The sequence below is a fragment of the Streptomyces sp. HNM0575 genome, assembly GCF_012726265.1.
Classification (GTDB): Bacteria; Actinomycetota; Actinomycetes; order Streptomycetales; family Streptomycetaceae; genus Streptomyces.
In genome coordinates, this window is record NZ_JAASAG010000016.1 from 1 (window position 1) to 26,964 (window position 26,964).

The 26,964-nt window shown below is 71.2% G+C and carries 20 protein-coding genes; 14 read left to right on the forward strand and 6 right to left on the reverse strand.

Annotated features, from left to right (window positions below):
- The first annotated feature begins 251 nt into the window (after window positions 1-251).
- Window positions 252-2,051 carry a PucR family transcriptional regulator gene (locus tag HCC61_RS28345; RefSeq protein WP_169140376.1) on the forward strand — a complete coding sequence of 600 codons (1,800 nt, stop codon included), beginning with the start codon at window positions 252-254 and terminating at the stop codon, window positions 2,049-2,051.
- A gap of 153 nt (window positions 2,052-2,204) precedes the next feature.
- On the opposite strand, the gene HCC61_RS28350 is transcribed toward HCC61_RS28345, so the two are convergent.
- Window positions 2,205-3,584: an aspartate aminotransferase family protein gene (locus HCC61_RS28350; protein WP_169140378.1), complete on the reverse strand. Its 1,380-nt coding sequence runs from the start codon at window positions 3,582-3,584 to the stop codon at window positions 2,205-2,207.
- Window positions 3,569-4,057 carry an Lrp/AsnC family transcriptional regulator gene (locus HCC61_RS28355; protein WP_169140380.1) on the reverse strand — a complete coding sequence of 163 codons (489 nt, stop codon included), beginning with the start codon at window positions 4,055-4,057 and terminating at the stop codon, window positions 3,569-3,571. Before HCC61_RS28355 ends, HCC61_RS28350 begins: the two co-directional genes overlap by 16 nt.
- Window positions 4,058-4,228: 171 nt before the next feature.
- Here HCC61_RS28355 and HCC61_RS28360 point away from each other — a divergent pair, with 171 nt between their 5' ends.
- Window positions 4,229-5,662: a gamma-aminobutyraldehyde dehydrogenase gene (locus tag HCC61_RS28360; protein WP_169140382.1), complete on the forward strand. Its 1,434-nt coding sequence runs from the start codon at window positions 4,229-4,231 to the stop codon at window positions 5,660-5,662.
- A 97-nt stretch (window positions 5,663-5,759) separates the two neighbouring features.
- Here HCC61_RS28360 and HCC61_RS28365 read toward each other — a convergent pair whose 3' ends face one another.
- Together HCC61_RS28365 and HCC61_RS28370 are read right to left on the reverse strand one after the other, a co-directional pair.
- Window positions 5,760-6,155, reverse strand: coding sequence for a zinc ribbon domain-containing protein (locus tag HCC61_RS28365; protein ID WP_169140384.1), 396 nt, complete (start codon window positions 6,153-6,155; stop codon window positions 5,760-5,762).
- Window positions 6,156-6,327: 172 nt separating this feature from the next.
- Window positions 6,328-7,422 (reverse strand): adenosine deaminase, encoded by a 1,095-nt coding sequence (locus HCC61_RS28370; protein ID WP_240969371.1) that lies wholly within the window; start codon window positions 7,420-7,422, stop codon window positions 6,328-6,330.
- Between the two features lie 64 nt (window positions 7,423-7,486).
- Here HCC61_RS28370 and HCC61_RS28375 point away from each other — a divergent pair, with 64 nt between their 5' ends.
- The 8 genes from HCC61_RS28375 (at window position 7,487) to HCC61_RS28410 (ending at window position 16,868) form a co-directional block, all read left to right on the forward strand.
- Window positions 7,487-8,380 (forward strand): DUF4190 domain-containing protein, encoded by an 894-nt coding sequence (locus tag HCC61_RS28375; RefSeq protein WP_169140388.1) that lies wholly within the window; start codon window positions 7,487-7,489, stop codon window positions 8,378-8,380.
- 131 nt (window positions 8,381-8,511) lie between these two features.
- Entirely contained in the window at window positions 8,512-10,026 is a 1,515-nt protein-coding gene (locus HCC61_RS28380) for a gamma-aminobutyraldehyde dehydrogenase (protein WP_169140390.1), read from the forward strand.
- 189 nt (window positions 10,027-10,215) lie between these two features.
- The gene (locus HCC61_RS28385) at window positions 10,216-11,469 is read left to right on the forward strand and encodes a spermidine/putrescine ABC transporter substrate-binding protein (RefSeq protein ID WP_169140392.1); all 1,254 of its coding nucleotides are present in this window, start codon (window positions 10,216-10,218) and stop codon (window positions 11,467-11,469) included.
- Between the two features lie 17 nt (window positions 11,470-11,486).
- Window positions 11,487-12,671 (forward strand): ABC transporter ATP-binding protein, encoded by a 1,185-nt coding sequence (locus HCC61_RS28390; protein WP_169140394.1) that lies wholly within the window; start codon window positions 11,487-11,489, stop codon window positions 12,669-12,671.
- Complete coding sequence (locus tag HCC61_RS28395; RefSeq protein ID WP_169140396.1) at window positions 12,668-13,663, forward strand: ABC transporter permease; 996 nt, start codon at window positions 12,668-12,670, stop codon at window positions 13,661-13,663. The genes HCC61_RS28390 and HCC61_RS28395 overlap by 4 nt, the downstream gene beginning before the upstream one ends.
- Window positions 13,663-14,490 (forward strand): ABC transporter permease, encoded by an 828-nt coding sequence (locus HCC61_RS28400; RefSeq protein ID WP_206323135.1) that lies wholly within the window; start codon window positions 13,663-13,665, stop codon window positions 14,488-14,490. Before HCC61_RS28395 ends, HCC61_RS28400 begins: the two co-directional genes overlap by 1 nt.
- Before the next feature lie 17 nt (window positions 14,491-14,507).
- Complete coding sequence (locus tag HCC61_RS28405) at window positions 14,508-15,995, forward strand: FAD-dependent oxidoreductase (RefSeq protein WP_169140508.1); 1,488 nt, start codon at window positions 14,508-14,510, stop codon at window positions 15,993-15,995.
- Between the two features lie 165 nt (window positions 15,996-16,160).
- Window positions 16,161-16,868, forward strand: coding sequence for a C39 family peptidase (locus HCC61_RS28410; RefSeq protein WP_169140398.1), 708 nt, complete (start codon window positions 16,161-16,163; stop codon window positions 16,866-16,868).
- 130 nt (window positions 16,869-16,998) lie between these two features.
- Here HCC61_RS28410 and HCC61_RS28415 read toward each other — a convergent pair whose 3' ends face one another.
- Together HCC61_RS28415 and gabT are read right to left on the reverse strand one after the other, a co-directional pair.
- Window positions 16,999-17,727 (reverse strand): phosphatase PAP2 family protein, encoded by a 729-nt coding sequence (locus HCC61_RS28415; RefSeq protein WP_346777427.1) that lies wholly within the window; start codon window positions 17,725-17,727, stop codon window positions 16,999-17,001.
- 334 nt (window positions 17,728-18,061) lie between these two features.
- Window positions 18,062-19,411, reverse strand: a complete 1,350-nt coding sequence (gene gabT, locus HCC61_RS28420) for a 4-aminobutyrate--2-oxoglutarate transaminase (protein ID WP_169140512.1) — start codon at window positions 19,409-19,411, stop codon at window positions 18,062-18,064.
- Window positions 19,412-19,786: 375 nt separating this feature from the next.
- Here gabT and HCC61_RS28425 point away from each other — a divergent pair, with 375 nt between their 5' ends.
- The 4 genes from HCC61_RS28425 (at window position 19,787) to HCC61_RS28440 (ending at window position 26,962) form a co-directional block, all read left to right on the forward strand.
- Window positions 19,787-22,081 (forward strand): ATP-binding protein, encoded by a 2,295-nt coding sequence (locus HCC61_RS28425; protein WP_240969372.1) that lies wholly within the window; start codon window positions 19,787-19,789, stop codon window positions 22,079-22,081.
- A gap of 73 nt (window positions 22,082-22,154) precedes the next feature.
- Complete coding sequence (locus HCC61_RS28430) at window positions 22,155-23,996, forward strand: PucR family transcriptional regulator (protein WP_169140400.1); 1,842 nt, start codon at window positions 22,155-22,157, stop codon at window positions 23,994-23,996.
- A 432-nt stretch (window positions 23,997-24,428) separates the two neighbouring features.
- Complete coding sequence (locus tag HCC61_RS28435) at window positions 24,429-25,883, forward strand: aldehyde dehydrogenase family protein (RefSeq protein ID WP_169140402.1); 1,455 nt, start codon at window positions 24,429-24,431, stop codon at window positions 25,881-25,883.
- An 89-nt stretch (window positions 25,884-25,972) separates the two neighbouring features.
- Window positions 25,973-26,962: a phosphotriesterase gene (locus HCC61_RS28440; RefSeq protein WP_169140516.1), complete on the forward strand. Its 990-nt coding sequence runs from the start codon at window positions 25,973-25,975 to the stop codon at window positions 26,960-26,962.
- The last annotated feature ends 2 nt before the right edge of the window (window positions 26,963-26,964 follow it).

Sequence of the window (26,964 nt, forward strand, 5' to 3'; positions counted from 1 at the left end):
CTGTCAGTGCCTCCGGAGCCGGTGACACCACCCCCCAGGCCATGCACTCGACAGGGGGATTCAGTCATGCCAGCTCCAGAGGCCGGGAGCCCCATTGCGGGGCCACGAAGAAGGTAATGGGCGTGGGGACGCGGGGGGTTCGGGACGCTTTTCGTATCGCGTGACGAGGAGCCTAGGTGTCGTCAAGACGGCCGGGAAGTGTACGTTTCCCACATCGATGCAGCCTCGGCTGTAGGAATCGTCCATAGCTCATGACATCGGGGGTGGCCGTGCAGGAGCTGGTGCCGACGACCGTCCCCGTCCCGCTGTCCGTGCTGACGGACGACGCCCAGCTGGGGCTTCGGCAGGTGGCGGGTCCGGACGGTTCGGGCGAGACGCCCGTGCACTCGGTGCACACCAGCGAGATGGCCGATCCGCTGCCGTATCTGCTCGGTGGCGAGCTGCTGCTGAGCGCCGGGGTGCACTGCCCGCCGGGGCCGGACCGGGGCGAGCACTGGGAGCGTTACGTGCTGCGCTCGGTGGAGGCCGGTGCGGCGGCGCTCGGATTCGGCGTCGCCCCGGTCCACGACGAGGTTCCGGCACAGCTCGCCGAGGCCTGCGACCGTCATGGGCTGCCGCTCGTCGAGGTGCCGCGGGACACGCCGTTCACTGCGGTCGCGCGGGCCCTGTGGCAGGCGGTCACGCAGCGCAGGCACCGGGCGCTGCGCAGGCTGAGCGATGCGCAGCAGACGCTCGCCGCGGCGGCGGCCGGGCCCCATCCCGTACCGGCGGTGCTCGGTCAGCTGGCACAGCATCTGGACGCCTGGGCCGTACTGCTCGACCGGGACGGCGGTGAACTCGTATCGGCGGGCTCCGCGCCTCCGGGCGACGCCCGGGCCGAACTCGCCTCGCTCACGCGGCTGTTGCATCCGGGGCCGTCGTCAGCCGCCGGCTCCTGCGGCGAACTGCGGCTGAGCGTCTACGGGTTGGGAGGCGGCGCCGGCGGTCGTGGCGCCCGTGCCGGAGGGGGCGCCGGTCCCGGGCGCAAGCCTCTCGCGCTCGGCCTGTGCGCACCGCACCGCGACGGGATCGACGGCGCCATCGCGGCCGTGGCGGTCGTGCTGCTGGCGCTGCTCACCGAACGGCGTGCCGCGGAGGCCGAGGAGCTGCGCTCGGCCGCGCTCGTACGGCTGATGCTGGGCGCTTCCCCGGAGGAGGCGGCGTCGCTGCTGCACGGAGACGGGGACGGCGGACCGCGGGGGGACGGACACAGCCACGGACACGGCCACGCACGCGGAGAGGCACGCGGGGACGGGGACGCACTCGACGAGGAGGACGCGCGCCGGTGGATCGTGGTGCACGGGCGGCGGCGCGGCCCGGACGCGGGCGCGGAGCGCACCGCCGGCGAGGATGCGCCCGAACTGCCGCCCGAGCAGGACCCGTTCGCGACGGCCGCGCTCGCGGCGGGTCTCGGCACCACGCTCATCGACCGGGCGGACGGCGAACTGCGTGCCCTGGTACCGGTCTTGGACGCGCGCCCGGACGGCGCGCACCCGGACACCGGCGAGGACATGCACGTGGATGCGCGCGGGGACACGGAAGGGGACATGGACGGGGACATGGACGGGAGCGGCACCGCACCCCTCGACGTCGAGCCCCAGCCGGGCTGGACCCTCGGCGTCAGCCGCCCCGTGCCCGCGGCCCAATTGCCCCGCGGGGACGCCGAGGCCGCACGCGCGCTGCGCCGGGCACTCGCCGAACGCCGCCCGCTCGTGCGGCAGCGCGCGGCCGGCGCCGACGACGCCGGGGGCCTTGCCTCGCTGGTCGCGCCGGAGGAGGCCCGCGCACTGGCGAAGGGACGGCTCGCGCCCCTCGACGGAAGCCCGCGGCTCGTGGAGACGCTGCGCATGTGGCTGTCGCTGAACGGCAGTTGGGACCGTACGGCGGTTGCGCTGGAGGTCCACCGCAACACGGTACGGCAGCGCATCGCCCGCACCGGCGCCCTGCTGGGTCAGGACCTGGCCGATCCGGACGTACGGATGGAGCTGTGGTTCGCACTCAAGTGGCGCTGATCCGCCGGGTGTTGTGACCGGGCGGGCCGGAACGGCACGGGCCCGGCCCGGTACTTGGACCTGCCGCCGTACCGGACCCGGCCCTGTACCGGACCCGGCCCCGTACCGGACCCGGCCCCGTACCGGACCCGGACCGTGAAGGTGCCCGGCGGTTCAGAGCTTCGTCCACGCCTCCGTCAGCACCGAACGCAGAATCTGCTCGGCCTCGTCGAAGACGCTCTGGTCGGAGATGAGCGGCGGTGCGAGCTGTACGACCGGGTCTCCGCGGTCGTCGGCGCGGCAGTAGAGCCCGGCGTCGAAGAGCGCCTTGGAGAGGAAGCCGTAGAGGATCCGCTCCGACTCCTCCTCGGTGAAGGTCTCCTTGGTGGCCTTGTCCTTGACGAGCTCGATGCCGTAGAAGAAGCCGCTGCCGCGCACGTCGCCGACGATCGGCAGATCGAGCAGCCTGCGCAGCGTCGCGAGGAAGGCGTCCTCGTGGTCCAGCACGTGCTGGTTGAGCCCCTCGCGTTCGAAGATGTCGAGGTTGGCCAGCGCCACCGCCGCCGAGACCGGGTGGCCGCCGAAGGTGTAGCCGTGCAGGAAGGTGTTGTCCCCCTTCCAGAACGGCTCGGCGATGCGGTCCGAGATGACGGCGGCGCCGATCGGGGAGTAGCCGGAGGTCATGCCCTTGGCGCAGGTGATGATGTCCGGCACGTAGCCGAACTTGTCGCAGCCGAAGAGGGTGCCCAGTCGTCCGAAGGCGCAGATGACCTCGTCGGAGACGAGCAGCACGTCGTGCCGGTCGCAGATCTCGCGCACGCGCCGGAAATAGCCGGGCGGGGGCGGGAAGCAGCCGCCCGCGTTCTGCACGGGTTCGAGGAAGACGGCCGCGACGGTCTCGGGGCCTTCGAAGAGGATCTGCTGCTCGATCTGGTCGGCGGCCCAGCGGCCGAACGCCTCGGGGTCGTCGCCGTGCGCGGGCGCGCGGTAGATGTTCGTGTTGGGCACCTTGTGCGCGCCGGGCACCAGGGGCTCGAACGGCGCCTTGAGACCCGGGAGTCCGGTGATCGACAGGGCTCCGTGCGGGGTGCCGTGATAGGCGACGTTGCGCGAGATCACCTTGTACTTGCCGGGGTTGCCGGTCAGCTTGTGGAACTGCTTGGCCAGCTTCCACGCCGTCTCGACGGCCTCTCCTCCGCCCGTGGTGAAGAAGACCTTGTTGAGGTCGCCGGGAGCGTGGTGGGCCAGGCGCTCGGCGAGTTCGACCGCCTTGGGGTGCGCGTAGGACCAGATCGGGAAGAAGCCGAGGTCCTGCGCCTGCTTGTTGGCGGCTTCGGCCAGCTCCGTACGGCCGTGCCCGGCCTGTACGACGAAGAGCCCGGCGAGGCCGTCGAGGTAGCGCTTGCCACGGGTGTCGTAGATGTGGGCGCCCTCGCCGCGGACGATCGTGGGGACGGGCGCCTGCTCGTACGACGACATGCGGGTGAAGTGCATCCACAGATGGTCGTAAGCGGTCTTGGAGAGATCCTTGCTCACGGTTATCGCGTTCCCCATGTGTAGGTCTGCTTTCGCAGCTTGAGGTAGACGAAACTCTCGGTGGAGCGCACGCCCGGAAGCGAGCGGATCCGCTTGGTGATCATTTCCAGGAGATGTTCGTCGTCCTGGCACACGATCTCGACGAGCAGGTCGAACGAACCGGCCGTGACGACCACGTAGTCGACCTCGTCGATCTCGGCGAGGGCATCGGCCACGGCCTCGAGATCGCCCTCGATGTTCATGCCGACCATCGCCTGCCGCAGGAAGCCCACCGTGAGCGGGTCGGTGACGGCGACGATCTGCATGACACCCTGGTCCTGGAGCTTCTGGACCCGCTGACGCACGGCGGCCTCCGACAGGCCGACGGCCTTGCCGATGGCGGCGTACGGCCGCCGGCCGTCCTCCTGGAGCTGCTCGATGATCGCCAGCGACACATCGTCGAGCGAGCGGATGCCGTTTGTCTTCTTCGCGTCTCGGGCCACGCACGACACTGTGCATGAGACCTCCGCCGGATAGCAACCCGTAAGCGATGTAATTCGAAGCAATAAGTGCTTGTAAAAACAGAATCCGTCGTAGGCGGTGTGGTGGTGTATCGAAAGCGTTGCACTGCTGGTTAGGGTGGCGGTCTCACCCAATGGACAACGAAGCAGGAGGGGTGCGAAGTGACCACCGAGCTGCGTCGGCTGCGCAACTACATCGACGGGGAGTTCCGGGACGCCGCTGACGGCAGGACCACCGACGTGGTCAATCCGGCCACGGGCGACGTGTACGCCACCGCGCCGCTTTCCGCAGCCGCCGACGTCGACGCGGCGATGGCCGCGGCCGAGAAGGCGTTCCCGGCCTGGCGCGATGCGACTCCGGCCGAGCGTCAGAAGGCGATCCTGAAGATCGCCGACGTGCTGGAGGCCCGCGCGGACGAGTTCCTGGCCGTCGAGTGCGAGAACTGCGGCAAGCCGCTGGAGCTGACGAGGCAGGAAGAACTGCCCATGATGCTCGACCAGATCCGCTTCTTCGCCGGTGCCGCCCGCATGCTGGAGGGCAAGTCGGCCGGCGAGTACATGGAGGGGCTCACCTCCTATGTACGGCGCGAACCCGTCGGCGTATGCGCCCAGGTCGCCCCGTGGAACTATCCCGCGATGATGGCCGTCTGGAAGTTCGCGCCGGCGCTGGCCGCGGGCAACACGGTCGTGCTGAAGCCGTCCGACACCACCCCCGCCTCAGCCGTCTTCATGGCCGAGGTGATGGGGGAGATCCTGCCCAAGGGCGTCTTCAACGTCATCTGCGGCGACCGCGACACCGGGCGCCTCATGGTCGAGCACGAGACGCCCGCGATGGCGTCGATCACCGGGTCGGTGCGCGCCGGTATCGAGGTCGCGGGCAGCGCGGCCAAGGACGTCAAGCGCGTGCACCTGGAGCTGGGCGGCAAGGCGCCGTGTGTCGTCTTCGACGACGCCGACGTGGCCGCCGCCGTCGAGGGCATCAGGGACGGCGGCTTCTTCAACGCCGGCCAGGACTGTACGGCCGCCACCCGCGTCCTCGTGCAGGAGGGCGTGTACGAGCAGTTCGTCACCGCGCTGGCCAAGGCGGCGGGCGAGGTCAAGACCGGCGACCTCAGCGACCCGGACTGCTTCTACGGGCCGCTGAACAACCCCACGCACCTGGAGAAGGTGAGCGGCTTCATCGACCGCCTTCCCGCGCACGCCAAGGTCGAGTCGGGCGGCGAACGCGTCGGCGACAAGGGCTGGTTCTACGCGCCGACGGTCGTCTCCGGGCTGCGCCAGGACGACGAGATCATCCAGAACGAGGTCTTCGGGCCGGTGATCACCGTGCAGAAGTTCACGGACGAGGACCAGGCGGTGGGCTGGGCCAACGACGTGGAGTACGCGCTGGCTTCGTCGGTGTGGACCACCAACCACGGCCGTGCCATGCGGCTTTCGAAGTCGCTGGACTTCGGCTGCGTATGGATCAACACGCACATCCCGCTGGTCGCGGAGATGCCGCACGGCGGATTCAAGAAGTCCGGCTACGGAAAGGACCTTTCCGCGTACGGACTTGAGGACTACACGCGCGTCAAGCACGTGATGACGGCGCTGTGAGCGGCTGAACCGCCGGGCTGCCGGCGGGAACGCGAGGGCCCCGGGGCGGACGAGCCCCGGGGCCCTCGCGCGTCAAGGCGCAGGTGGCGTCGCCGTGTCAGGACTGGTACGGGTTCTGCGGCGGCGGGCCGAACCCCTGAGGCGTCTGCCCCTGCGGCTGCTGACCCGCGTACGGGTTGCCCTGCGGCGGCAACTGCCCCTGGCCGGGCTGCGGAGCGCCGTGATCGGGCTGAGGACCGCCGGGCTGCGGACCGCCGCCGCCCTGTGCGAGCAACTGCTCGGCGTTCTCCTTCGTCACCTCGCTCGCACCGCCGCAGAACGTGCACTGGAGATAGTGCTTCGCCGGTGCGATCGGGAACAGCGGGATGAAGAAGAGCGAGAACTTCGTGACGCGCTTGCGCAGCGAATGAGCCGCGGGGTTGCCGCAGAAGTTGCACAGCAGATTCAGCATGGCCAGCTGAAGCATCTTGGTCGAGGTGCCGAAGATGAGCACGCGATCCCCGTTTCTGAATGTGTATCCGGATGTTGCGGTGGTGTCCAAAGCAGCCAACCATCCGGCATGTGCCGCCCGTCAAGCGGTTCGCGCAACGGCACGGCCCACCGGACGGGCCGGCCGTAGCGGGTGCCGCGGGTGCCGCGGTGCGCACCGGCCGGTCCGCCCGCCGTCACACGGCGCCGGCCCCGTCTCCCGTACGCGTGCGGTGCCAGGAGGCGAGATGCGCGTCGATCTCCTCGTTCAGCCGCCGCTTGCCCGAGTCGTCCATGAAGGAGGCGCGCACCGCGTTCCCGGCGAGCGCGGCGACGCCCGCCGCGTCGAGGCCGAGCAGCCGGGCGGCGATCACGTACTCGTTGTTGAGGTCCGTGCCGAACATCGGCGGGTCGTCGCTGTTGACCGTCACGAGCACGCCGGCCTCGGACATCTCCCGCAGCGGGTGGTCCTCCAGCTTCTCCACCGCGCGGGTCGCGATGTTGGAGGTGGGGCAGACCTCCAGGGGGATCTGCCGCTCGGCGAGATGCTCCAGCAGCCGCGGATCCTTCACGGCGCTGGTGCCGTGCCCGATGCGCTCGGCCCGCAGCGAGGTGAGGGCGTCCCAGACCGTCCCGGGTCCCGTGGTCTCTCCCGCGTGCGGCACACTGCGCAGCCCCGCGGCGATCGCACGGTCGAAGTACGGCTTGAACTGCGGCCGCGGAACGCCGATTTCGGGCCCGCCCAGCCCGAAGGAGATCAGCCCGTCCGGCCCCTTCTCGGTGGCGATGCGCGTGGTCTCCTCGGCCGCCGGGAGCCCGGCCTCGCCGGGGATGTCGAAGGTCCAGCGCAGTACGACGCCCAACTCCCGCTCCGCCGCGGTCCGTGCGTCCTCGATGGCCTCCAGGAACGCCTCGGCCGGTATGCCGCGGCTGGTCGAGCTGAACGGCGTGACGGTCAACTCGGCGTAGCGCACCTGCTGGCGGGCCATGTCGCGGGCGATCTCGTAGGTGAGCAGCCGTACGTCCTCGGCGTCCCGCAGCAGGTCGACGACCGAGAGATAGATCTCGATGAAGTGGGCGAAGTCGGTGAAGGTGAAGTAGTCCCGCAGGGCGGCGGGGTCCTGGGGAACGCCGGAGTCCGGGTGCCGCGCCGCGAGTTCGGCGACGATGCGGGGCGAGGCGGAGCCGACGTGGTGCACGTGCAGTTCGGCCTTGGGCAGCCCGGCGATGAATGCGTCGAGGTCGGAAAACTCTGACAACGGGGCCTCCTGCGGGAAAGGGAACCGGATCATCGTATGCGGGGTGTCACGGCGGACGAATAGCATGGGCGGCCGACGAGGAACCCCGGGAGGGGACATGGCAGACGACACCGGACGCCCCGGGCGGTCCGGCGACGAGCAGCACAATCCGTGGGCGCCTCCTCGGGACGGGGTCGCACCGGGCAGGGGGAGCATGGACCACAGCGAAGAGGACCGGAAGCGCCGGTCGGTCGCCGAGCAGCCGACGATCACCTCGGGGTCGGGTGCGGTGCCGCCTCCGGTTCCGCCTCCCGTTCCGCCCGCGCCGGGTGCGGGTCCAGGGGCGGGTCCGGGTGCGGCTGCCGGAGGGCCCGGCGGGGGGCCGGGCTCCGGTTATGCGGCGTCGCCGTACGGGGCACCGTCGCCGTACGGACAGCAGCACCAGCAACAGCAGCAGTACCCGCATCCGCCGCAGCAGCCCCAGGCGCCGCAGCCCTACGCGGGCAGCGGTGCGGCGTACGGCTATCCGAATCCGGCGCCGCAGCCGTACGGATACGGCGCGGGCCCCGGCCCCGTCGGCTACGGGTGGCACGGACCGCCGCAGCAGCCCGGCGGCAAGGCGGTCGCCGCGATGGTGCTCGGCATCATCGGTCTGCTCACCGTCTCGACCTGCTGGGGAAGCTTCCTCGGGATCTTCCTCAGCCCGGTCGCCCTGGGCCTCGGCCTCTCCGCGAAGCGGGCCGCCGACCGCGGCGAGGCGGGCGGACGCGGCCAGGCCGTGGCGGGCTTCGTGATGGGCATCATCGGCACGGTGCTGTCCGTGCTGCTCGTCGCGTTCCTCGTGGTGATGCTGACGGCCTACAACGAGGAGTTCGGCGAGTACGACTCCGATCCCGGCTCCGGCGACGGTTCCTCGCTCGACGCCCGTGAGCGTGCGGTGGTCCTCGTGCTGCCCGGGGCCGGAGCAGCCACCGGCGGCATCGGCGGCGGCGCTGCGGATCGTGGGGCCTGAGCACCGGTCATGGTGCAGATTCCGTAGCGCAATCAAACGGTAACGACGGAATCCCTTGTTTGATCGGGATCCTCCTGTCAGGATCGGCGTCCGACACCAGCTGACGCCCCGCCGTAGGCAGGAGGAGCCCGATGGTCCAGCGCTTCGACGTGTCCTCACGGTTCGCAGCGGGCGCGCAGTTCACCGGCGGACGGCTCGGATCCGGCGCCTCGGGAAGGACGCACACCGTCGTCGACCCGGCCACGGGCGAGAGCGTCCTCGGCTATGAGCTGGCGAGCCCCGACGACGTCGGCGCCGCCGTGGAGGCGGCGGGGCGCGCACTGCCGGAGTGGGCGGGCGCCACACCCGGCGAGCGCTCCGACGCGATGCACCGCTGGGCGGCCCTGCTCAAGGAGCGCACCGGGGAGTTCGTGTACGCGGAGTCGCTCCAGTGCGGAAAGCCGCTGAAGCTGTCCGAGGAGTTCGACGTGCCGGGCTCCTTCGACAACGTCGCCTTCTTCGCGGGCGCCGCCCGGCAGCTTCCCGGTGTCGCCGCCGCCGAGTACAGCGGCGACCACACCTCGTACGTACGGCGTGAACCGCTCGGCGTGATCGGGTCGATCGCCCCCTGGAACTACCCGCTCCAGATGGCCGCTTGGAAGATCCTCCCGGCCGTCGCCGCGGGCAACACGATCGTCCTCAAGCCCAGCGAACTCACCCCGCTGACCTCGCTGATGTTCGCGGAGGCGGCGTGCGAGGCGGGCATACCGGACGGCGTGGTCAACATCCTCTCCGGCGCCGGTCAGGACGCCGGCGAGGCCCTGGTGGGCCACCCGTCCGTCGCCATGACCTCCTTCACCGGGTCGACCGCGGTGGGCAAGCGCGTCGCGGAGATCGCGACCGGCACCGTCAAGCGGCTCCACCTGGAGCTGGGCGGCAAGGCGCCGTTCGTCGTCTTCGACGACGCCGACCTGACGGCCGCCGTGCACGGCGCGGTCGCCGGCGCCCTGATCAACTCCGGTCAGGACTGCACCGCCGCGACCCGCGCGTACGTACAGCGGCCGCTCTACGACGAGTTCGTCGCCGGCGTCGCGGACCTGATGCGCGAGGTGCGCGTCGGCGACCCCTTCGCGCCCGGCACCGACCTCGGCCCCCTCGTCTCGTACGCGCACCGCGACCGCGTCGCCGGATTCGTGGAGCGGGCCCGCTCGTACGCCACCGTCGTCACCGGCGGCGATACACCCGGTGGCGAACTCGCCAAGGGCGCCTACTATCTCCCTACGCTCATCACGGACGCGCCGCAGGACAGCGAGATCGTCCAGCAGGAGGTCTTCGGGCCCGTGCTGACGGTGCTGCCCTTCGACGCCGACGACCAGGGCATCGCCCTGGCCAACGACACCCCGTACGGACTGGCCGCCTCTGCGTGGAGCCGCGACGTCTTCCGCACGGGCAGCGCGGCCCGGCGGATCCGGGCCGGCTGCGTGTGGATCAACGACCACATCCCGATCATCAGCGAGATGCCGCACGGGGGCTACAAGGCCTCCGGCTACGGCAAGGACATGTCCGCGTACTCCTTCGAGGAGTACACACAGATCAAGCACGTCATGCAGGACGTCACCGCGGAGCCGCGCAAGGACTGGCACCGCACCGTGTTCGGCGACCGCTGAGGGCGCCGGTGCCGGTGCCTGTGCCACCGGCGCATCGCTGGCACCGCGCGCACCGATGGCCCCCGGACGCAGCCGACGCCCCCGGGCTCCCGGCGCCCCCGCCGGACGCCGCCCCGTACCACGTACCACCGTCCACCCGCGATCCGCCCGCACTTCCTTCCCCGCCCCTCAACCGGAAGGCAGCCCCCGATGGACCTGGACCCGCAGCTGTACGAAGGCCTGCCCGACCCCATACGCAAGGCCTGGGAACGGAGCCTCGCCGACGGCCGCGCCGCCATGAGCCGCCGCCGGCTGCTCCGCCTCGGCTCGCTCGCGATGGGCGGCGCCGCGCTCGCCGCGTGCGGCATCCCGCCCGCGGCGGGCGGCCAGGGCGGCAACGACCCGGAGGACACTCCCGACTGGTCCAAGAAGGAGAAGGTCCTCAACTTCGCCAACTGGCCCCTCTACATCGACGTCGACGACAAGAACAAGAAGAAGCGGCCCACGCTCGACCGCTTCGAGCGGCAGCACGGCATCAAGGTCAAGTACGTCGAGGACATCAACGACAACAACGAGTTCTTCGGCAAGATCAAGCCGCAGCTCGCCGCGGGCCAGGACACCGGACGCGACCTGGTCGTCCTGACCGACTGGATGTCCGGGCGCATCATCCGCCAGGGCTGGTCGCAGCGCCTCGACCCCGCGCATCTGCCCAACGCGGTCACCAACCTGGAGGACCGCTTCCGTACGGCACCCCACGACCCCGGCCGCCAGTACAGCTATCCGTGGGCCGGCACCGCCTGCGTCGTCGCCTACAACAAGAAGGCCACCGGCGGCAAGAAGGTCACCAGCGTCTCGCAGCTGCTGGAGGACGACTCCCTCAAGGGCAGGGTGTCCATGCTCACGGAGATGAGCGACACCATGGGCCTGTCGATGCTCGACGGGGGCATCAACCCCGAGAAGTTCACCGCGGACGACTTCGACAAGACCCTCGCCCGCCTCCAGAAGGCCGTCGACGGCAAGCAGCTGCGCCGCTTCAGCGGCAACGACTACCTCGACGAGCTCAACTCCGGTGACATCGCCGCCTGTCTGGCCTGGGCCGGCGACATAGTGCAGCTGAAGATCGACAACCCGGACGTCGAGTTCGCCCTGCCCGACAGCGGCTACCTCTACGGCACGGACGACCTCCTCATCCCCGCGAAGGCCCGGCACCAGGCCAACGCCGAGGCGCTGATCAACTACTACTACCAGCCCGAGGTGGCCGCCGAACTCGCCGCCTGGGTCAACTACATATGTCCCGTCACGGGCGCCAAGGCCGAGATGGAGAAGATCGACAAGGACCTCGCGGACAACCCGCTGATCTTCCCGGACGCCAAGACCATCGAGCTCGGCAAGAACTTCCGGCCCATGTCGACCGGTGAACACGCCCGCTACGAGAACAAGTTCGCCAAGCTCATCGGCGCCTAGGCCAGGAAGACCAGACCATGACGATCACTCTTTCCGGTGTCAGCAAGGTCTTCGGCGACTTCACCGCCGTGCACCCGCTGGACCTCACCATTCCCGAGGGCTCCTTCTTCGCCCTCCTCGGCGCATCCGGCTGCGGCAAGACCACCACCCTGCGCATGATCGCGGGGCTGGAGGAGCCGACCGGCGGCGGCATCCTCCTCGGCGACGAGGACATCACCGCGCTCCCGCCGCACAAGCGCCCCGTGAACACCGTCTTCCAGAACTACGCGCTCTTCCCGCACCTCGACGTGGAGGAGAACGTCGCCTTCGGGCTGCGGCGGCGCGGCGTCACCTCCGTGGGCAAGCAGGTCGAGGAGATGCTGGAGCTGGTCGAACTCGGCCCGCTCGCCAAGCGCAAGCCCCGCCAGCTCTCCGGCGGGCAGCAGCAACGCGTCGCGCTCGCCCGCGCGTTGATCAACCGGCCGCAGGTGCTGCTGCTCGACGAGCCGCTCGGCGCCCTCGACCTCAAGCTGCGCCGCCAGATGCAGCTGGAGCTCAAGCGCATCCAGACGGAGGTCGGCATCACCTTCGTACACGTCACGCACGACCAGGAGGAGGCCATGACCATGGCCGACACCGTGGCCGTCATGAACGCGGGACGGGTCGAGCAACTGGGCGCGCCCGACGAGCTGTACGAGCGGCCCCGCTCCACCTTCGTCGCCAACTTCCTCGGCACCTCCAACCTCATCGAGGCGGAGATCGCCGAGACGAAGGGCGAGGAGCTGCTGCTGAAGGCCGTCGGCTCCGGCACGCCGCTGCGGCTGCCCGTGGAACGGTGCGCGGTCGAGAACCCGCAGGCGGGCGTCAAGGTGCTGGTGGGGGTGCGGCCCGAGAAGATCTCGCTCAGTCATGCCGAGGACGGTGGTGAGGATTCCGGCGGCTCGGGCTCCGGCTCCGGTTCGGGTTCCGGCTCCGCGCCCGGCCCTGGCTCCGACAACCGCCTCACCGGCCGGATACGCGACGCGGGCTACCTCGGCGTCTCCCTCCAGTACGTCGTCGACAGCCCCGTCTGCCCCGAGTTCAGCGTCTACGAGCAGAACGTCGAGCGTGACGCACGGCTGACACCGGGCGCCGAGGTCGTGATGCACTGGCGGCCCGCCCACACCTTCGCGCTGGACGCCGCACAGGACGCCGACGCCGGCACCGTGGAGGAGGCGCTGTGACCGCCTCGACCGCGCAGGCCTCACCGGGCGCACCGCCGCCGTCCGGTTCGGGTTCCGGTAGCGGGTCCGGTCCCGAGCCGTCGGGCGCCGCGGAGCCGGACGGCACGAAGGGCGGCACGCCCGCACGCTCCCGGCGCCGCCTCACCCCGTACTGGCTGCTGCTTCCCGCGGGGCTCTGGCTCGCCGTGTTCTTCGTCGCGCCGTTCTTCTACCAGGCCTCGACGTCCGTGCAGAGCGGCTCCCTCGAAGAGGGCTTCCGCGTCACCTGGCACTTCGCCAACTACACCGATGCGCTGGCCGTTTACGGGCCGCATTTCGTGCGCTCGTTCCTGTACGCCGCCACAGCCACGCTGCTGTGCCTGCTCGTCGGCTACCCCCTCGCGTACATGATCGCCTTCCGCGCCGGGCGGTGGCGCGGGGTGCTGCTGGTGATGGTGATCGCGCCCTTCTTCACCAGCTTCCTGATCCGCACGCTGGCCTGGAAGACGATCCTCTCCGACGCGGGCCCGGTCGTCGGCGTACTGAAGTTTGTCCATGTACTGGACTTCACAAGCCAGTTGGGCCTCACCGGGGACGACAGGCTGCTGGCGACACCGCTGGCGGTGGTGTGCGGGCTGACGTACAACTTCCTGCCGTTCATGATCCTTCCGCTCTACAGCTCGCTGGAGCGGATCGACCAGTCGCTGCACGAGGCGGCACGGGATCTGTACGCGAAACCGGCGACCGTCTTCCGCAAGGTGACCTTCCCGCTCTCCCTGCCGGGGGTCGTCGCCGGCACGCTGCTCACCTTCATCCCGGCCTCGGGCGACTACATCAACGCGCAGCTGCTCGGCTCCCCGAACACGCAGATGGTCGGCAACGCCATCCAGAAGCAGTTCCTCAACGTCCTCGACTACCCCGCGGCGGCCGCCATGTCCTTCATCCTCATGGCGATCATCCTGATCGTGGTCAGTGTCTATATGCGCAAGGCGGGAACGGAGGAACTCGTGTGATGGCCGCTGCAACACGCTCCCGGGCTCTCGCGCCGCTGCACTGGCTGCGCCGCAACGCGGTCGTACTCGCCGGTGCGGCCTCCCTCGTCTACCTGCTGCTGCCGAACGCGGTGGTGATGCTCTTCTCCTTCAACAAGCCGGCGGGCCGCTTCAATTACGAGTGGCGCACCTTCTCCACCGACGCCTGGACCGACCCGTGCGGCGTCGCCGACATGTGCGGATCGCTCGGGCTCAGCCTCCAGATCGCCGTGCTGGCAACGGTGTTCGCCACCGCCTTCGGCACGCTCGCCGCGTTCGCCCTGGCCCGTTACCGCTTCCGCGGCAAGGGCACGGGCAACGCGCTGATCTTCCTCCCGATGGCCATGCCCGAGGTCGTCATGGGCGCCTCGCTCGGCACGCTGTTCCTCAACACACGCGTCGCGTTCGGCTTCGTCACGATCCTGATCGCGCACATCATGTTCTGCCTGAGCTTCGTGGTCGTCGCCGTGAAGGCCCGCGTGATGAGCATGGATCCGCGGCTCGAGGAGGCGGCGCGCGATCTGTACGCGGGGCCGCTCCAGACCTTCGTACGGGTCACGCTGCCGCTGGCGGCGCCGGGGATCGCGGCGGGCGCGATGCTCAGCTTCGCCCTGTCCTTCGACGACTTCATCATCACGCAGTTCAACGCCGGGCCCTCGACGGTCACTTTCCCGATGTTCGTGTGGGGCGCCGCGCAGCGGGGCGTCCCGGTGCAGGTCAACGTCATCGGCACGGCCATGTTCCTGATCGCGGTCGGGATCGTGCTGGGCGGCCGGATCGCGGCCGGTCGGCGCAAGAGGCAGGCATGACCGAGGGGGCGGAGGCCATGACACCGGACGGGGCGGCGGCCGTACGGGCCCTCGCGGGCGCGCGGCCCGTGCCGTACTGGCTGGACGACCCCGAGCACCGCCCCGAGCCGCTGCCCGCGCTGTCCGGCGGGACCCGGTGCGATCTGCTCGTCGTCGGCGGCGGCTACAGCGGTCTGTGGACGGCGCTGATCGCGAAGGAGCGCGACCCGTCCCGCGACGTGGTGCTGCTGGAGGGCAAGGAGACCGGCTGGGCCGCCTCCGGCCGTAACGGCGGTTTCTGCGACGCCTCCCTCACCCACGGCTTCGCCAACGGACTCGCCCGCTGGCCCGACGAGATCGAGACGCTGGAGCGCCTCGGGCTCGCCAACCTCGACGCCATCGAAGAGGCCGTCGCGCGCCACGGCATCGACTGCGACTTCGAACGCACCGGGGAGATCGACCTGGCGACCGAGCCGCATCAGGTGGCGGAGCTGCGCGAGGCCGCCGAGGAGGCGGCGCGGCACGGGCTCGGCGAGCGCGTGACGTTCCTGGACCGCGCCGCCGTACGCGAACAGGTCGACTCTCCCGCCTTCCTCGCGGGCCTGTGGTTCCGGCACAGCGTGGCGATGCTCCACCCCGCCAAGCTCGCCTGGGGACTCAAGCGTGCCTGTCTGGAGGCGGGCGTGCGCATCTACGAGCACACGCCGGCGCGCGGCCTGACGGACGGCCGGGGCGGTGAAGGCGGTGCCGGGGAGAAGGGCGGCAGCGTCGCGGAGAAGAGCGGGAAGGGCGGCAGCGCCGGGGCGGTCATCGTGAGCACCCCGCACGGACGCGTCCGCGCCCGGCAGGCCGCCCTCGCGACGAACGCGTTCCCGTCGCTGCTGCGCCGCCTGCGCCCGTACATCGTCCCCATCTACGACTACGCGCTGATGACCGAGCCGCTGAGCGAGGAGCAGCTGGCGTCCCTCGGCTGGCAGGGGCGGCAGGGGCTCGCCGACAGCGCGAACCACTTCCACTACTTCCGGCTGACCGCCGACGACCGCATCCTGTGGGGCGGTTACGACGCGCTCTACCACTACGGCAGCCGGATCGCCGCGGAGTACGACCAGCGGCCCGAGACGTTCCGCAAGCTGGCGGGCCATTTCTTCGCCACCTTCCCGCAGTTGAAGGGCGTGCGCTTCAGCCACACCTGGGGCGGGGTAATCGACACCTGCTCCCGCTTCTCGCCCTTCTTCGGCACGGCACACGGCGGCCGGGTCGCCTACGCGGCGGGCTATACGGGGCTGGGCGTGGGCGCGACCCGGTTCGGGGCCGAGGTGATGCTCGACCTGCTCAGCGGCGAGTCCACTGAACGCACGGAACTGGAACTCGTGCGCAAGAAGCCGCTGCCCTTCCCCCCGGAACCGGTGCGCTGGGCCGGGATCGCCATGACGCAGTGGTCCCTCACGCGTGCGGACGCGCGTGGTGGCCGCCGCAACCTGTGGCTGAAGGCGATGGACGCGGCGGGAATGGGCTTCGACACCTGAGACACCCGACGGCGGGCCGCGCGCCACCGGCGTGCGCGGCGGCAGCGGCGCTCCGCGTCGTCACTGGTGGGCCCGGTGAAAGGCCGTTCAGACCTCTGCCCCGCCCTGCCTCCGTGGTGGCATGCTCCGTTCAACTACCCCCCACCAAGGAGCAGTTGAATGCGCATGCGCATCAGACCCATGGCCGCGACCGTGGCCCTGACGGCCGCGGGACTGCTGGCCGTACCCGGAACGGCGATGGCGGACGAGTCCCACGGGAGCGCCGTCACGCGGATCGCCGCCGAGCCGGGAGCGTCGGCGGCCCCCGTCGAAGTGAGCCGCGACGGCTCGCACATACGCACCGAGGGCAGCGAGGCCGAAGCCGCCAAGACCCTCGAAGTGGACTACCAGGTCCAGGAGATGGGCTACTGGTGCGGCCCCGCCGCGACCCGTATCGCCCTCTCCGCACGCATCGCGCCGCCCAGCCAGGCGGACCTCGCGGCACAGCTCGGTACCACCGAGAACGGCACCGACGACATCAGCCAGGTCACCGGCGTGCTCAACGCCAACCTCGGCGGCAGCGACTACGAGTCGAAGTACATGCCCGGCGACCCGCCGTCGCAGGAGCAGAAGGACCTGCTGTGGCAGGACGTCGTGGGCGGCATCGACAACAACCTGCCGCTCGTCACCAACATCGTGGCGCCGCCCGGCAATCAGCCCCCCGGCTATCCGTCGGACCAGACGATCTACCACTACTTCACGGTCATCGGCTACGACGACGCCAACAAGACCGTACTGATAGCCGACCCGGCGTCCTTCTCCGGCAACCAGATCTACTGGCTCTCCTTCGACCAGCTCGCGTCCCTGATTCCGCCGAAGGGATACGCGGCCTGACGACCGGTCCCTCCGTCACGGTCCGGTGTGCCCGACGCCTCCGATGCGCCGTGACGGTCCGGGCCCCGGGACGCCGTACGCCGGGCAGGTCCTCCCATCCGGCCGCTCACCCCCCCTCTTGCGGCCGGGCTCACCGTCCGGCGTGCGGCCCGCCGCGCCGCGGCCCCCGTCGACCGGGGGCCGCGGCGCGTGCCTGACCGGACGGCTCCGCGGACGAGCCCTCGGGGGACGAGCTCTCGGAGGCCGAAGCCCCGGGGGCCGAGGCCCCGGGGGCCGACGTCTCCGTGTCCGCCGACCACGAGCCGCGGAGCCCGCGCACCGCCGCTGCCGTCGCCGACGTGAGCACCACCCAGCTCAGGCACCAGCTCGCCACCACGTCCAGCGGCCAGTGGTAGCCGCGCCAGACCAGACCCGCGCTGCACGCGAGGGTGAGCAGCGCGGCCGTGGCCGGCAGCGGCCAGTACGGGGGCCGCCGCACCGTCAGGGAGAACAGCAGCGCCGCGCCGCCGAAGGCGACGGCCGCCGTGGCGGTGTGGCCGGAGGGGTAGTAGTTGGTGCCGCCCGGCGGCCCCGGTCTGCCCAGCCACACCTTGACGAGGGTGACGGCCAGGCCCGTGGCCGTCAGGGCCAGCGCCGCGCACACGGGCGGCACCCAGCGGCGCGCGCCCCCGGTGACCACCGCATACGTCATGGCCGCAGCGAGCACAGGAACGGCGACCGCCAAGTTGCCCAGATCGGCGAGGAGTTCGGCGACCGCGTCGGGCGGAGAGTTGCGCTGGAGCAGGTTCCCCAGCCGCATGTCGGCGGCGACGAGAGGCCCGTCGACGGCGACCTGCCAGGTGATGAGGGCGAAGACCACGCAACACAGCGCACAGAGGGCCACATGAAAAACCGACCGCCCCGGAACAGGGGGGAAAGTTCCGGAGCGGCCGTATCGATCGGCATTCCGCGAGCCCCGGGGGGTATGGAGCGGGCGGTCCCCCGATCGGTGAGGAGCGTGCGCCAGGGCACTACCGGGCTCGTCTTGGGGAGAGACGGGTCCGGGCCGGGAGTCCGGAGTGGAGTTCCGGAGTACCCGGATACGGAAACCGTACGGCAGCCCGGCGAGGCCGGACAGCCGGATTACGTACCGGCCATCGGCCTCGCACACATTCTTCACGCCGAACGGTTTCCGCACCCTTGGCCGGCCCTGATCACAGACCGGCCAGCGCGCCTTCCAGCACGTCCAGGCCCTCCTCCAGGAGGTCCTCGCCGATCACCATGGGCGGCAGGAAACGCATCACGTTCCCGTAGGTGCCGGTGGTGAGCACCAGCAGCCCGTTCTCGTGGCAGGCCTTGGCGAGGGCGGCGGTGGTCTGCGGGTCGGGCTCCTTGCCGCCGGGCTTGACCAGCTCGATGGCGAGCATGGCGCCGCGTCCGCGCACGTCGCCGATGACGTCGTACTGCTCGGCCAGCTTCCGCAGCCGCGGCTTCATGATCTCCTCGATGCGCTTGGCCCTGGCGGGCAGGTCCAGCTCCCGCATCGTCTCGATGGAGCCGAGCGCGGCGGCGCAGGCCACCGGGTTGCCGCCGTAGGTGCCGCCGAGGCCGCCGACGTGCGGCGCGTCCATGATGTCGGCGCGGCCGGTCACGGCCGCCAGCGGCATGCCGCCCGCGATGCCCTTCGCGGTGGTGATCAGGTCGGGGACGATGCCCTCGTCCTCGCAGGCGAACCACTGGCCGGTACGGCAGAAGCCGGACTGGATCTCGTCCGCGACGAAGACGATGCCGTTCTCCTTCGCGAACTGCGCGAGACGCGGCAGGAAGCCCTTCGCCGGCTCGATGAAGCCGCCCTCGCCGAGCACCGGCTCGATGAGGATCGCCGCGACGTTCTCGGCGCCGACCTGCTTGCTGATCTGGTCGATGGCCTGGGCGGCGGCCTCCTCCGCGCAGTTCTCGGGGCCGGTCAGCCAGCGGAAGGGGTAGGCGACCGGGACCCGGTACACCTCGGGCGCGAAGGGCCCGAAGCTGTGCTTGTACGGCATGCTCTTCGAGGTCAGCGCCATCGTCAGGTTCGTACGGCCGTGGTAGCCGTGGTCGAAGACGACGACCGCCTGGCGCTTGGTGTACGCGCGGGCGATCTTGACGGCGTTCTCGACGGCCTCCGCACCGGAGTTGAACAGCGCGCTCTTCTTCGCGTGGTCGCCCGGGGTGAGCCGCGCCAGCTCCTCGCAGACCTCCACGTACGGCTCGTACGGCGTCACCATCACACAGGTGTGGGTGTACTTGGCGAGCTGCTCGCTCGCGCGGCGCACGACCGCCTCGGCGCTGTTGCCCACACCGGTCACGGCGATCCCGGAACCGAAGTCGATGAAGGAGTTCCCGTCGACGTCCTCCAGGACACCGCCCCCGGCCCGCGCGGCGAAGACGGGCATCACGGTGCCGATGCCGTCGGCCACCGCGGCCTGCTTACGGGCCATCAGGTCCTGGGACTTCGGCCCGGGAACGGAAGTGACGACGCGGCGCTCCTGGGGGAGGGCGGGGCCACCGGACAGTTCCGTCATCGTGCTCATATCGCTCTCTCTCAGGACGAAGGGGTCTGCCGTTCTTCGCAGGCTAGAGGCCCGGCGGAGGGCGGGACATGCACCGGTGCGGAGAAGTCTCCGTGTCGTGTTGGCCGTCACGGCTATAGGCAGCGGACGGCCGCGCGGCGCCGCGCACGGCCGCCGCGGCGTTGCTCCCCGCGGCCCTGGACGGGCCAACTCCCCACTCCGGCGGCTAGATTGGGGCCGGGAGATGCAAGCGCAGCGTGGAGCGACGGAACCCGGCCCGATACGGGCCCCAGGGCCCGCCCACGATGAGCCAACTCGGCGCCTGGGCAGCTAGATTGGGTAGCAGGCACACACGCACACAGGCTGGTCAAGGGGTAAGGGCGGCAGATGGACTCGGACGGCACACCCGGAGCCGGTCAGGTACCGCTACCCGGCTCCGGGGAGAGGTGGCCCGCCGGCGGACTGCCGCGGCAGGGGGCGGTACGGCCGGACCGCGAGACCTACGGACAGCAGCGCGGCGTCGCGGCCACGCCCGCAATGCCGGAGCGGATGCCGCGATCGGGCCCGTCGCTCGCCGAGTGGCTGCGTACCCCGCGCCCCGAGGCGATCCCCGGTATCTGGCGCTTCGGCCACCGGATGCGGCCTCCTGAGGATCCGGACCGGGTCGGTGATCGGCAACTGTTGGGTGGAGCGCTTCTTTCCCTGTTGGTCGGAGGCCTGGTCTGGTCGCTGATCAAGAACGGCTACTTTCCGCTCATCGACTGGATCTTTGCGATCTCCCCGAAGTCGTGGCTCCCTGTCCCTGATGCCCACGGTCATGTGGATGCAGGAAGGAAGTTGTTCAGTTACTTCGTCTCCTATGTCCTGATACTTGCCCCACTCCTCTACGTGACGGGGCGCGTGGGGCGCTGGGCAGAGGTGTGGCGGCGTCACGGCCTTCCCCGGCTCCGTGGGATTCGTGGCGCGGAGTCCAATTCGTCTTCCAGCAGTGCGGTACGGAGCAGCACGGACCGAATCAGCGCAGAAGGCCGCCCGAGTACCAGCGTGGGTCGGCCCGAGACACGACCAATGATTCATGCGGACCTTGCTGTTGACGAGGTGAGTGGTCCGGCCGACCCCGTCGGGTGGCCTGCGGTCCGGGATGCCGGCGAGCATGAAGCCGCTGATCTGCTCACCCGCGAAGTGCAGGCGGGCCGGATGAACGACGTGGATTACGTCCGTATCGACAGGAAGTGGCAGTCCGGACGGGCACAGCCCGCGGAACGAGCTTCCTTCGCTGCCGAGGTGCTCAGGTGTGGTGCCGCTGCCTGGACCCATCCGTCCGGGGCGCGGGACCTGCCCGGCCGTTTTGCCCGGCACGATCTCCTCACAGGTCAGGTGCGGCTCGGGACCGTGCCGGAGGCCGACCGGAACCCGTCTCGCTACCGGGGGGCCGGGGTCGCCGTCGATCCCGGCTCTCTCAGCACCTCACTGCTCGTCGTCGGCCCCTCGGGTGCGGGCAAGACCACCAAGGTCGCGCGCCCCGTGGTCGAAAACCTCGCGCTCCAGGCTCTCGTGGGACGCACTGCCGTTGTCGCGGTCGGGCCGCCTGGATCCGAGCTGGGTCCGGAGTCCGGCTTCGACGTGGTGATCAAGCTCGGAAACCCGGATTCCGCACATGACTTGGACCTCTACGGCGGCACCACCGACCCTGACGAGGCAGCCACCGTTCTTGCCGAGGCATTGATCGGTGACGACCCGCAGGCTGATACGCGCCGTGCGGCCACGGTGCTGGCTCAGCTCATCGGTCCTTACCGCGCCGCCCATGGGCACTACCCTCCCGTTCCCGTGCTCCGTGAATTGCTGGACGGGGTGCCTGTCGCCCTTGCCGCGCTGCGCGAGGCGTGCAAGGAGGCGCCGGAGACGGCGGGGACCGCGCTGCGTGAACTGGACGCGCGTGAACGGCAGTCCAGCCGCGAAGACGACCCTGGACGTCTTCTCGCAGATCGTGTGGCTCTCCTGGACCGTCCCGCGTTCGCCGGTTTCTTCGATACGGCCGCCGATGCCCGTCCGTTTTCGATGCGGGCGCTCGAGCACGCGGTCCGTGTCCGTATCGATCTCCCTGAGCGGGGACATGCGGAGGCGTCGCGGCTTCTGAGTCGGCTCTTGCTCGCCCAGTTCTCGGCATGCGTGGTCGCACGCGCCGATCAGTCCCGCTTCGCATGCCTGGTTCTCGACGACGCCACGCACACGCTCACGCCTGCGTCGGTGCGTGAGATCCAGCGGCTCCGCACCGCGAATGCGGGGGTCCTGTTCGGGCTGCGGTCTCTCGCCGAAGTCCCCGAGCGCCTGCGATCCGCCGCCCTCGGAGCGGTCGGCTGCAGGGTGGTGCTGTCCGGTATCAATACCTGGGACGGCGAGATCTTCGCGCAGGCCTGGGGCCAGGAGTGGGTCCAGACCGAGGACGTCACACGCACACCGGACTTCCACGGTGGTCTGATCACCCGCTGGGTGCGCGGCATCCGGACTCTGTTCACCGGCGTACGGGCCACCACCAGTTCGGTCACCGTCCGCACCGTGCAGCGCGAGCGCTGGTCCGCCTCCGACCTCGCCAACGACGTGCCGCCCGGCCATGCCGTGCTGTCGCTGACGAACGTCCGCGGGGAGCGGACTCCTCCGATCCTGGCGGAGCTGGGGGAGTGACCGCCGGAGCCGGTTCGGTGAGGACTTCGGGAATGACCGAAATGAACCGGGCGCCTGTACGGTGAGGCTTGTTATGCCACCGACACTCGCCTCGCTCGTCCAGCACTCCGCACTCCGGCTCGCCGTGCTCACGGGGCAGGACCGGCTGGACACGGATGTGCGCTGGGCACACGCCAGCGAGCTCGCCGATCCGACTCCGTATCTCGAGGGCGGCGAACTGCTCCTCGTCACGGCCCTGAAGCTGGACGCCGAGGACCCCGGGGCGATGCGTTCCTACGTACGGCGGCTGACCGAAAAGGGCGTGGTCGGCATGGGCTTCGCCGCCGGGGTCAACTACGAGAAGGTGCCGGACGCACTGGTCGAGGCGTGCCGCGAGGCGGACCTGCCGCTGCTCGAAGTGCCGCGCCGCACACCGTTCATCGCCATCAGCAAGGCGGTCTCGGCGGCCATCGCCGCCGAGCAGTACCGCGCGGTCACGGCCGGCTTCGAGGCGCAGCGCGAGATGACGCGGGCGGCCCTCTCCCAGGAGGGTCCGTCGGCGCTGCTCAGCAGGCTCGCCTCGGAGGTGGACGGCTGGGCCGCGCTGTACGACGCGTCGGGCGCCATGGTCGCCCACGCGCCGGCGTGGGCGGTGCGCCGTGCCGCCCGCTTCGTGGCGGACGCGGAGCGGCTGCGCGACAGGCCCGCACCGGCGAGCGCGGTGGTCAGCGGACCGGACGCCGGCGACGACCGGGTCGAGCTCCAGTCGGTCGGCGGCGGACGCCGCGCGAAGGCCGTGCTCGCGGTCGGCACGGCCGCACCCCTGGGCACCGCCGAGCGCTACGCCGTGCACTCTGCGATCGCGCTGCTGACCCTCACGATGGAGCGGTCGCGCGCCCTTCAGGAGGCCGAACAGCGCCTGGGCGCAGCGGTGATGAGGATGCTGCTGTCCGGTGAGGCCGACCACGCGCGCGCCGTCGCCGGAAGGCTGTACGGAGGGCTGCTGGACGCGCCGATGCGCGTGCTGGTGGCCGAGCCGGCCGCCGGTTCCGCGTCCCGGGTGCGCGGCGGCGGGAGCGCGACCGCCGGCGGGCAGCCGGTGAACGGGAGCGGACCGGCGGGCGGCGGCGCGGGCAACGCCGCGGCGGCCGGTGCGCGGGCCGCGGATCCGGGCGCACGCGCGGGCACCGGGAACGGCCACGGGACGGCGCCCGGCAATCTGCCCGTCGTGACCGTCACCGAGGCCTCGGCTGTCTCCGTGCCCGTACCCGAGGGCGTCGCCGAGGACCTGCCCGGCCCTCTCGAGCAGCTCTCCGACCTCATCGAGACCTCCGCCGCGCGCAACGGCGAGGCGGTCCTCGTCGTCCCGGACGGCAGCCGCATCGTGGTCCTCGCCTCCGACGGCGGCGCCGCGGTCGCCTCCTGCGCCCAGTACGCGGCGGCGTGCGCCGAGGCGCTCGAATCCTCCCGTTCCGGCGGGCCTCACCAGCCGGGCCGCGCGGGGTCGGTGCCCGACGACGCCCTCGTCATCGGGGTCTCCGCGCCGACCGGTCTCGCCGGGGCCGCGGTCGCGTTCAAGCAGGCCGACCAGGCGCTGTCGGTCGCCCGCCGCCGCGGCGCACCGCTCGTGGAGCACGAGGACGTGGCCGCCGGATCGGTGCTTCCGCTGCTCGCCGACGACGCGGTGCGGGCCTTCGCCGATGGCCTGCTCCGCTCGCTGCGCGAGCACGACGCCAACGGCAGGGGCGACCTCGTGGCCTCCCTGCGAGCCTGGCTCTCCCGGCACGGCCAGTGGGACGCGGCAGCCGCCGACCTGGGCGTGCACCGGCACACGCTGCGCTACCGGATGCGCCGCGTCGAGGAGATCCTGGGACGCTCGCTGGACGACCCGGACGTACGGATGGAGCTGTGGCTCGCGCTGAAGGCCACGGGCTGACGGCGGTCTGAGGGCTGGCTGACGGCGGGTTGACGACGGCGAGACGGGCTGACGGCCTGCTGGCGACGCGGGCGACGCGGGCGACGCGGGCGACGCGGGCGACGCGGGCCCGCGACGGGTCCGACGCGGCGCCGCACACGACGGGCGGGCGCCCCGTTACGAAGGCACGGGCACGGGAGACAGCGCCCGCGCCTACCCCCGCCCACCCGCCGAAGTGTCCGTGACAATCCGGCGTGTGCCGGATCACGACTGCTACGCGCCGGACAAGAAATCCCGGTGCGGGCAGCCCCTACGGTTGAGAGGGGAGAGAGCCGGACGGTGCCGTCCGCCGCGTATCGGGGAGGGCACGCCCACGTCGGTACGTACCGGACCACTCCGGCCCTCTCCCGCACCTCATTCCACGACAGCACCACTTCGGAAGGCGGGCCCGCAGTGACGACAGCGACTTCCCCGACCGCGTTCTGGCTCGCCGGCCGTCAGGCCACCGGCGACGAGACGCTCGACGTCACCTCGCCGTGGGACGGCCGGCTCGTGGGCAGCATCAGCCTTCCCACGGCCTCACAGACCGAGGAGGCCGTGGCCGCGGCCGCCGCCGTCGCCGACGAGTTCTCCGCGACGCCGGCGCACGTACGGGCCGCGGCCCTGGACCACATCACGGCCAGGGTCCGCGAGCGCTCCGAGGAGATCGCCGAACTCATCTCCGCGGAGAACGGCAAGCCGATGAAGTGGGCGCGCGGCGAGGTCGGCCGCTGCGTCTCCGTCTTCCGCTGGGCCGCCGACGAGGCCCGCCGCTTCAACGGAGGCGAGGCCCAGCGGCTCGACTCCGACGCGGGCGGCACGGGACGCCTCGCCTACACCCGGCGCTTCCCGTACGGACCGGTGCTCGGCATCGCGCCCTTCAACTTCCCGCTCAACCTGTGCGCCCACAAGGTCGCCCCCGCGATCGCCGTCGGCACGCCGATCATCCTCAAGCCCGCGCCGGCCACGCCGCTGTCCGGCCTCCTCATCGGCGAACTGCTCGCGGAGACCGACCTTCCCGCCGGCTCGTGGTCCGTACTGCCCGTGCCCAACGACCGGATGCCGGAGCTCGTCCAGGATGAGCGGCTGCCGATCATCTCCTTCACCGGCTCCGCGCCCGTCGGCTGGTCCATCCTCGACTCCGCCCCGCGCAAGCGCGTCACCCTCGAACTGGGCGGCAACGGCGCCGCGATCGTGCTCGGCGACTTCTCCTCCGAGGCCGATCTCGACTGGGCGGCGCAGCGCATCGCCACCTTCTCCAACTACCAGGCCGGCCAGTCCTGCATCTCCGTGCAGCGCGTCATCGCCGACAGCTCGGTCTACGACCGCCTCGTGCCGAAGGTCGTCACCGCCATCGAGGCACTGCGCACGGGCGACCCGGCCGACCCGGCCACGGACGTCGGGCCGCTGGTGAGCGAGGACGCGGCCAAGCGTGTCGAGGAATGGGTCGACGAGGCCGTCTCGCGCGGCGCGAAGCTGCTCGCGGGCGGCAAGCGCGAGGGCGCCACGTTCGCCCCGACTGTGCTGGAGAACGTCCCCGCCGACACCCGTATCGGCTGCGAGGAGGTCTTCGGGCCGGTCATGACGCTGACGAGGACCGACGGCGAGGACGAGGCGTTCGCCGCCGCCAACGACTCCAAGTACGGCCTCCAGGCAGGGCTGTTCACGCACGACATCCAGGCGGCGTTCCGCGCGCACCGGGCGCTCGAGATGGGCGGCGTGATCGTCGGCGACGTCCCGTCCTACCGGGCCGACCAGATGCCGTACGGCGGCGCGAAGCAGTCCGGGGTGGGCCGCGAGGGCGTCCGCTTCGCGATGGAGGACTACACGTACGAGCGCGTGATGGTGCTGACGGGCCTGGAGCTGTAGACCGCAGGCCGCCTCCCGGGGCCGGGCGAAGGCCTGCCCCCGGGAGGCGGTCCGTCGCCCCGGCGCCGGGGTACGTTCCCCCCATGCCCATGACCGGTGGCACAGAGGGGGCCGGGACGGGTGCCGGTCCGTGGGGCGGGGGCGCGGTCCGTACCGTCCTCGGTGACATCCCCGGCGACCTGCTCGGCGTCTGCGACGCCCACGCCCATCTCTTCCTCCGCACGCCCGCGTCGCCGGGCGAGGAACTGGCCGACCAGGACGCCGCCGAGGCCGAGTCGGCCGCCTTCGCGGAGGCGGGCGGCACGGCGGCGGTGCAGTGGACGCCGTACGGCATGGGGCGCTCCGCGGGCGCGCTCGCCGAAATCGCCCGGCGGACCGGACTGCACCTCGTCGCCGCGACCGGGCTGCATCAGGCGGTGCACTACGCCGGGCAGGAGCGCGGACAAGCCGGGCAGCCGGCGGGCCCCGGAACCCAAGTCGCCGACCTCGCCCGGCTGTTCGTCGACGAGCTGACCCTGGGCGTGAGCCGCAGCGTGTGCGGCGAGGCGCCGCGCGCCGGGCTGATCAAGGTGGCGGGCGCTCTCGGCGGCCTCGACGACCACGCCTCCCGCACCCTCCACGCCGCCGCCGAGGCCCATCACGCCACCGGAGCGCCCGTGGCCGTGCACCTTGACGGCGGCACCGCGGCGCACGACGTGCTCGACCTGCTCTGCGACCGCCGCGGCGTGCCGCCGCACCGCGTGCTGCTGGGCCACCCCGGCCGACTGCCGGACCCGCGGCTGCACCTCGCGCTCGCGCGCCGCGGCGCCTGGCTCGTCTTCGACGGACCCTCCCGCGCCCACCACGCCACCGACCTGAGGCTGGCGGACTGCATCACGGCCCTCGTCGATCGGGGCCACGCGGACAGCGTCCTGCTCGGCTCCGACACCACGACGGCGGCGGAGCGCGGCGCACCGGGGATGCGCCACCTCCCGGAGGTCCTTCTGCCGCGTATCGCACGGGAGTCGGGCAAGGAGACCGCCGAGCGCATCTCCGTACGCAATCCCGCCCGCGCCTTCGCGGCCGACTGGAAGGAGTGAGC

Excerpts from the sequence above, each read along its gene's own strand:
- HCC61_RS28345 (WP_169140376.1), top strand. The coding sequence starts at position 252 with ATGACATCGGGGGTGGCCGTGCAGGAGCTGGTGCCGACGACCGTCCCC.
- HCC61_RS28350 (WP_169140378.1), bottom strand. The coding sequence starts at position 3,584 with ATGGGGAACGCGATAACCGTGAGCAAGGATCTCTCCAAGACCGCTTAC.
- HCC61_RS28390 (WP_169140394.1), top strand. The coding sequence starts at position 11,487 with ATGACGATCACTCTTTCCGGTGTCAGCAAGGTCTTCGGCGACTTCACC.
- HCC61_RS28440 (WP_169140516.1), top strand. The coding sequence starts at position 25,973 with ATGACCGGTGGCACAGAGGGGGCCGGGACGGGTGCCGGTCCGTGGGGC.
- HCC61_RS28385 (WP_169140392.1), top strand. The coding sequence starts at position 10,216 with ATGGACCTGGACCCGCAGCTGTACGAAGGCCTGCCCGACCCCATACGC.
- gabT (WP_169140512.1), bottom strand. The coding sequence starts at position 19,411 with ATGACGGAACTGTCCGGTGGCCCCGCCCTCCCCCAGGAGCGCCGCGTC.
- HCC61_RS28370 (WP_240969371.1), bottom strand. The coding sequence starts at position 7,422 with ATGATCCGGTTCCCTTTCCCGCAGGAGGCCCCGTTGTCAGAGTTTTCC.
- HCC61_RS28430 (WP_169140400.1), top strand. The coding sequence starts at position 22,155 with ATGCCACCGACACTCGCCTCGCTCGTCCAGCACTCCGCACTCCGGCTC.
- HCC61_RS28400 (WP_206323135.1), top strand. The coding sequence starts at position 13,663 with ATGGCCGCTGCAACACGCTCCCGGGCTCTCGCGCCGCTGCACTGGCTG.
- HCC61_RS28405 (WP_169140508.1), top strand. The coding sequence starts at position 14,508 with ATGACACCGGACGGGGCGGCGGCCGTACGGGCCCTCGCGGGCGCGCGG.
- HCC61_RS28375 (WP_169140388.1), top strand. The coding sequence starts at position 7,487 with ATGGCAGACGACACCGGACGCCCCGGGCGGTCCGGCGACGAGCAGCAC.
- HCC61_RS28410 (WP_169140398.1), top strand. The coding sequence starts at position 16,161 with ATGCGCATCAGACCCATGGCCGCGACCGTGGCCCTGACGGCCGCGGGA.
- HCC61_RS28380 (WP_169140390.1), top strand. The coding sequence starts at position 8,512 with ATGGTCCAGCGCTTCGACGTGTCCTCACGGTTCGCAGCGGGCGCGCAG.
- HCC61_RS28425 (WP_240969372.1), top strand. The coding sequence starts at position 19,787 with ATGGACTCGGACGGCACACCCGGAGCCGGTCAGGTACCGCTACCCGGC.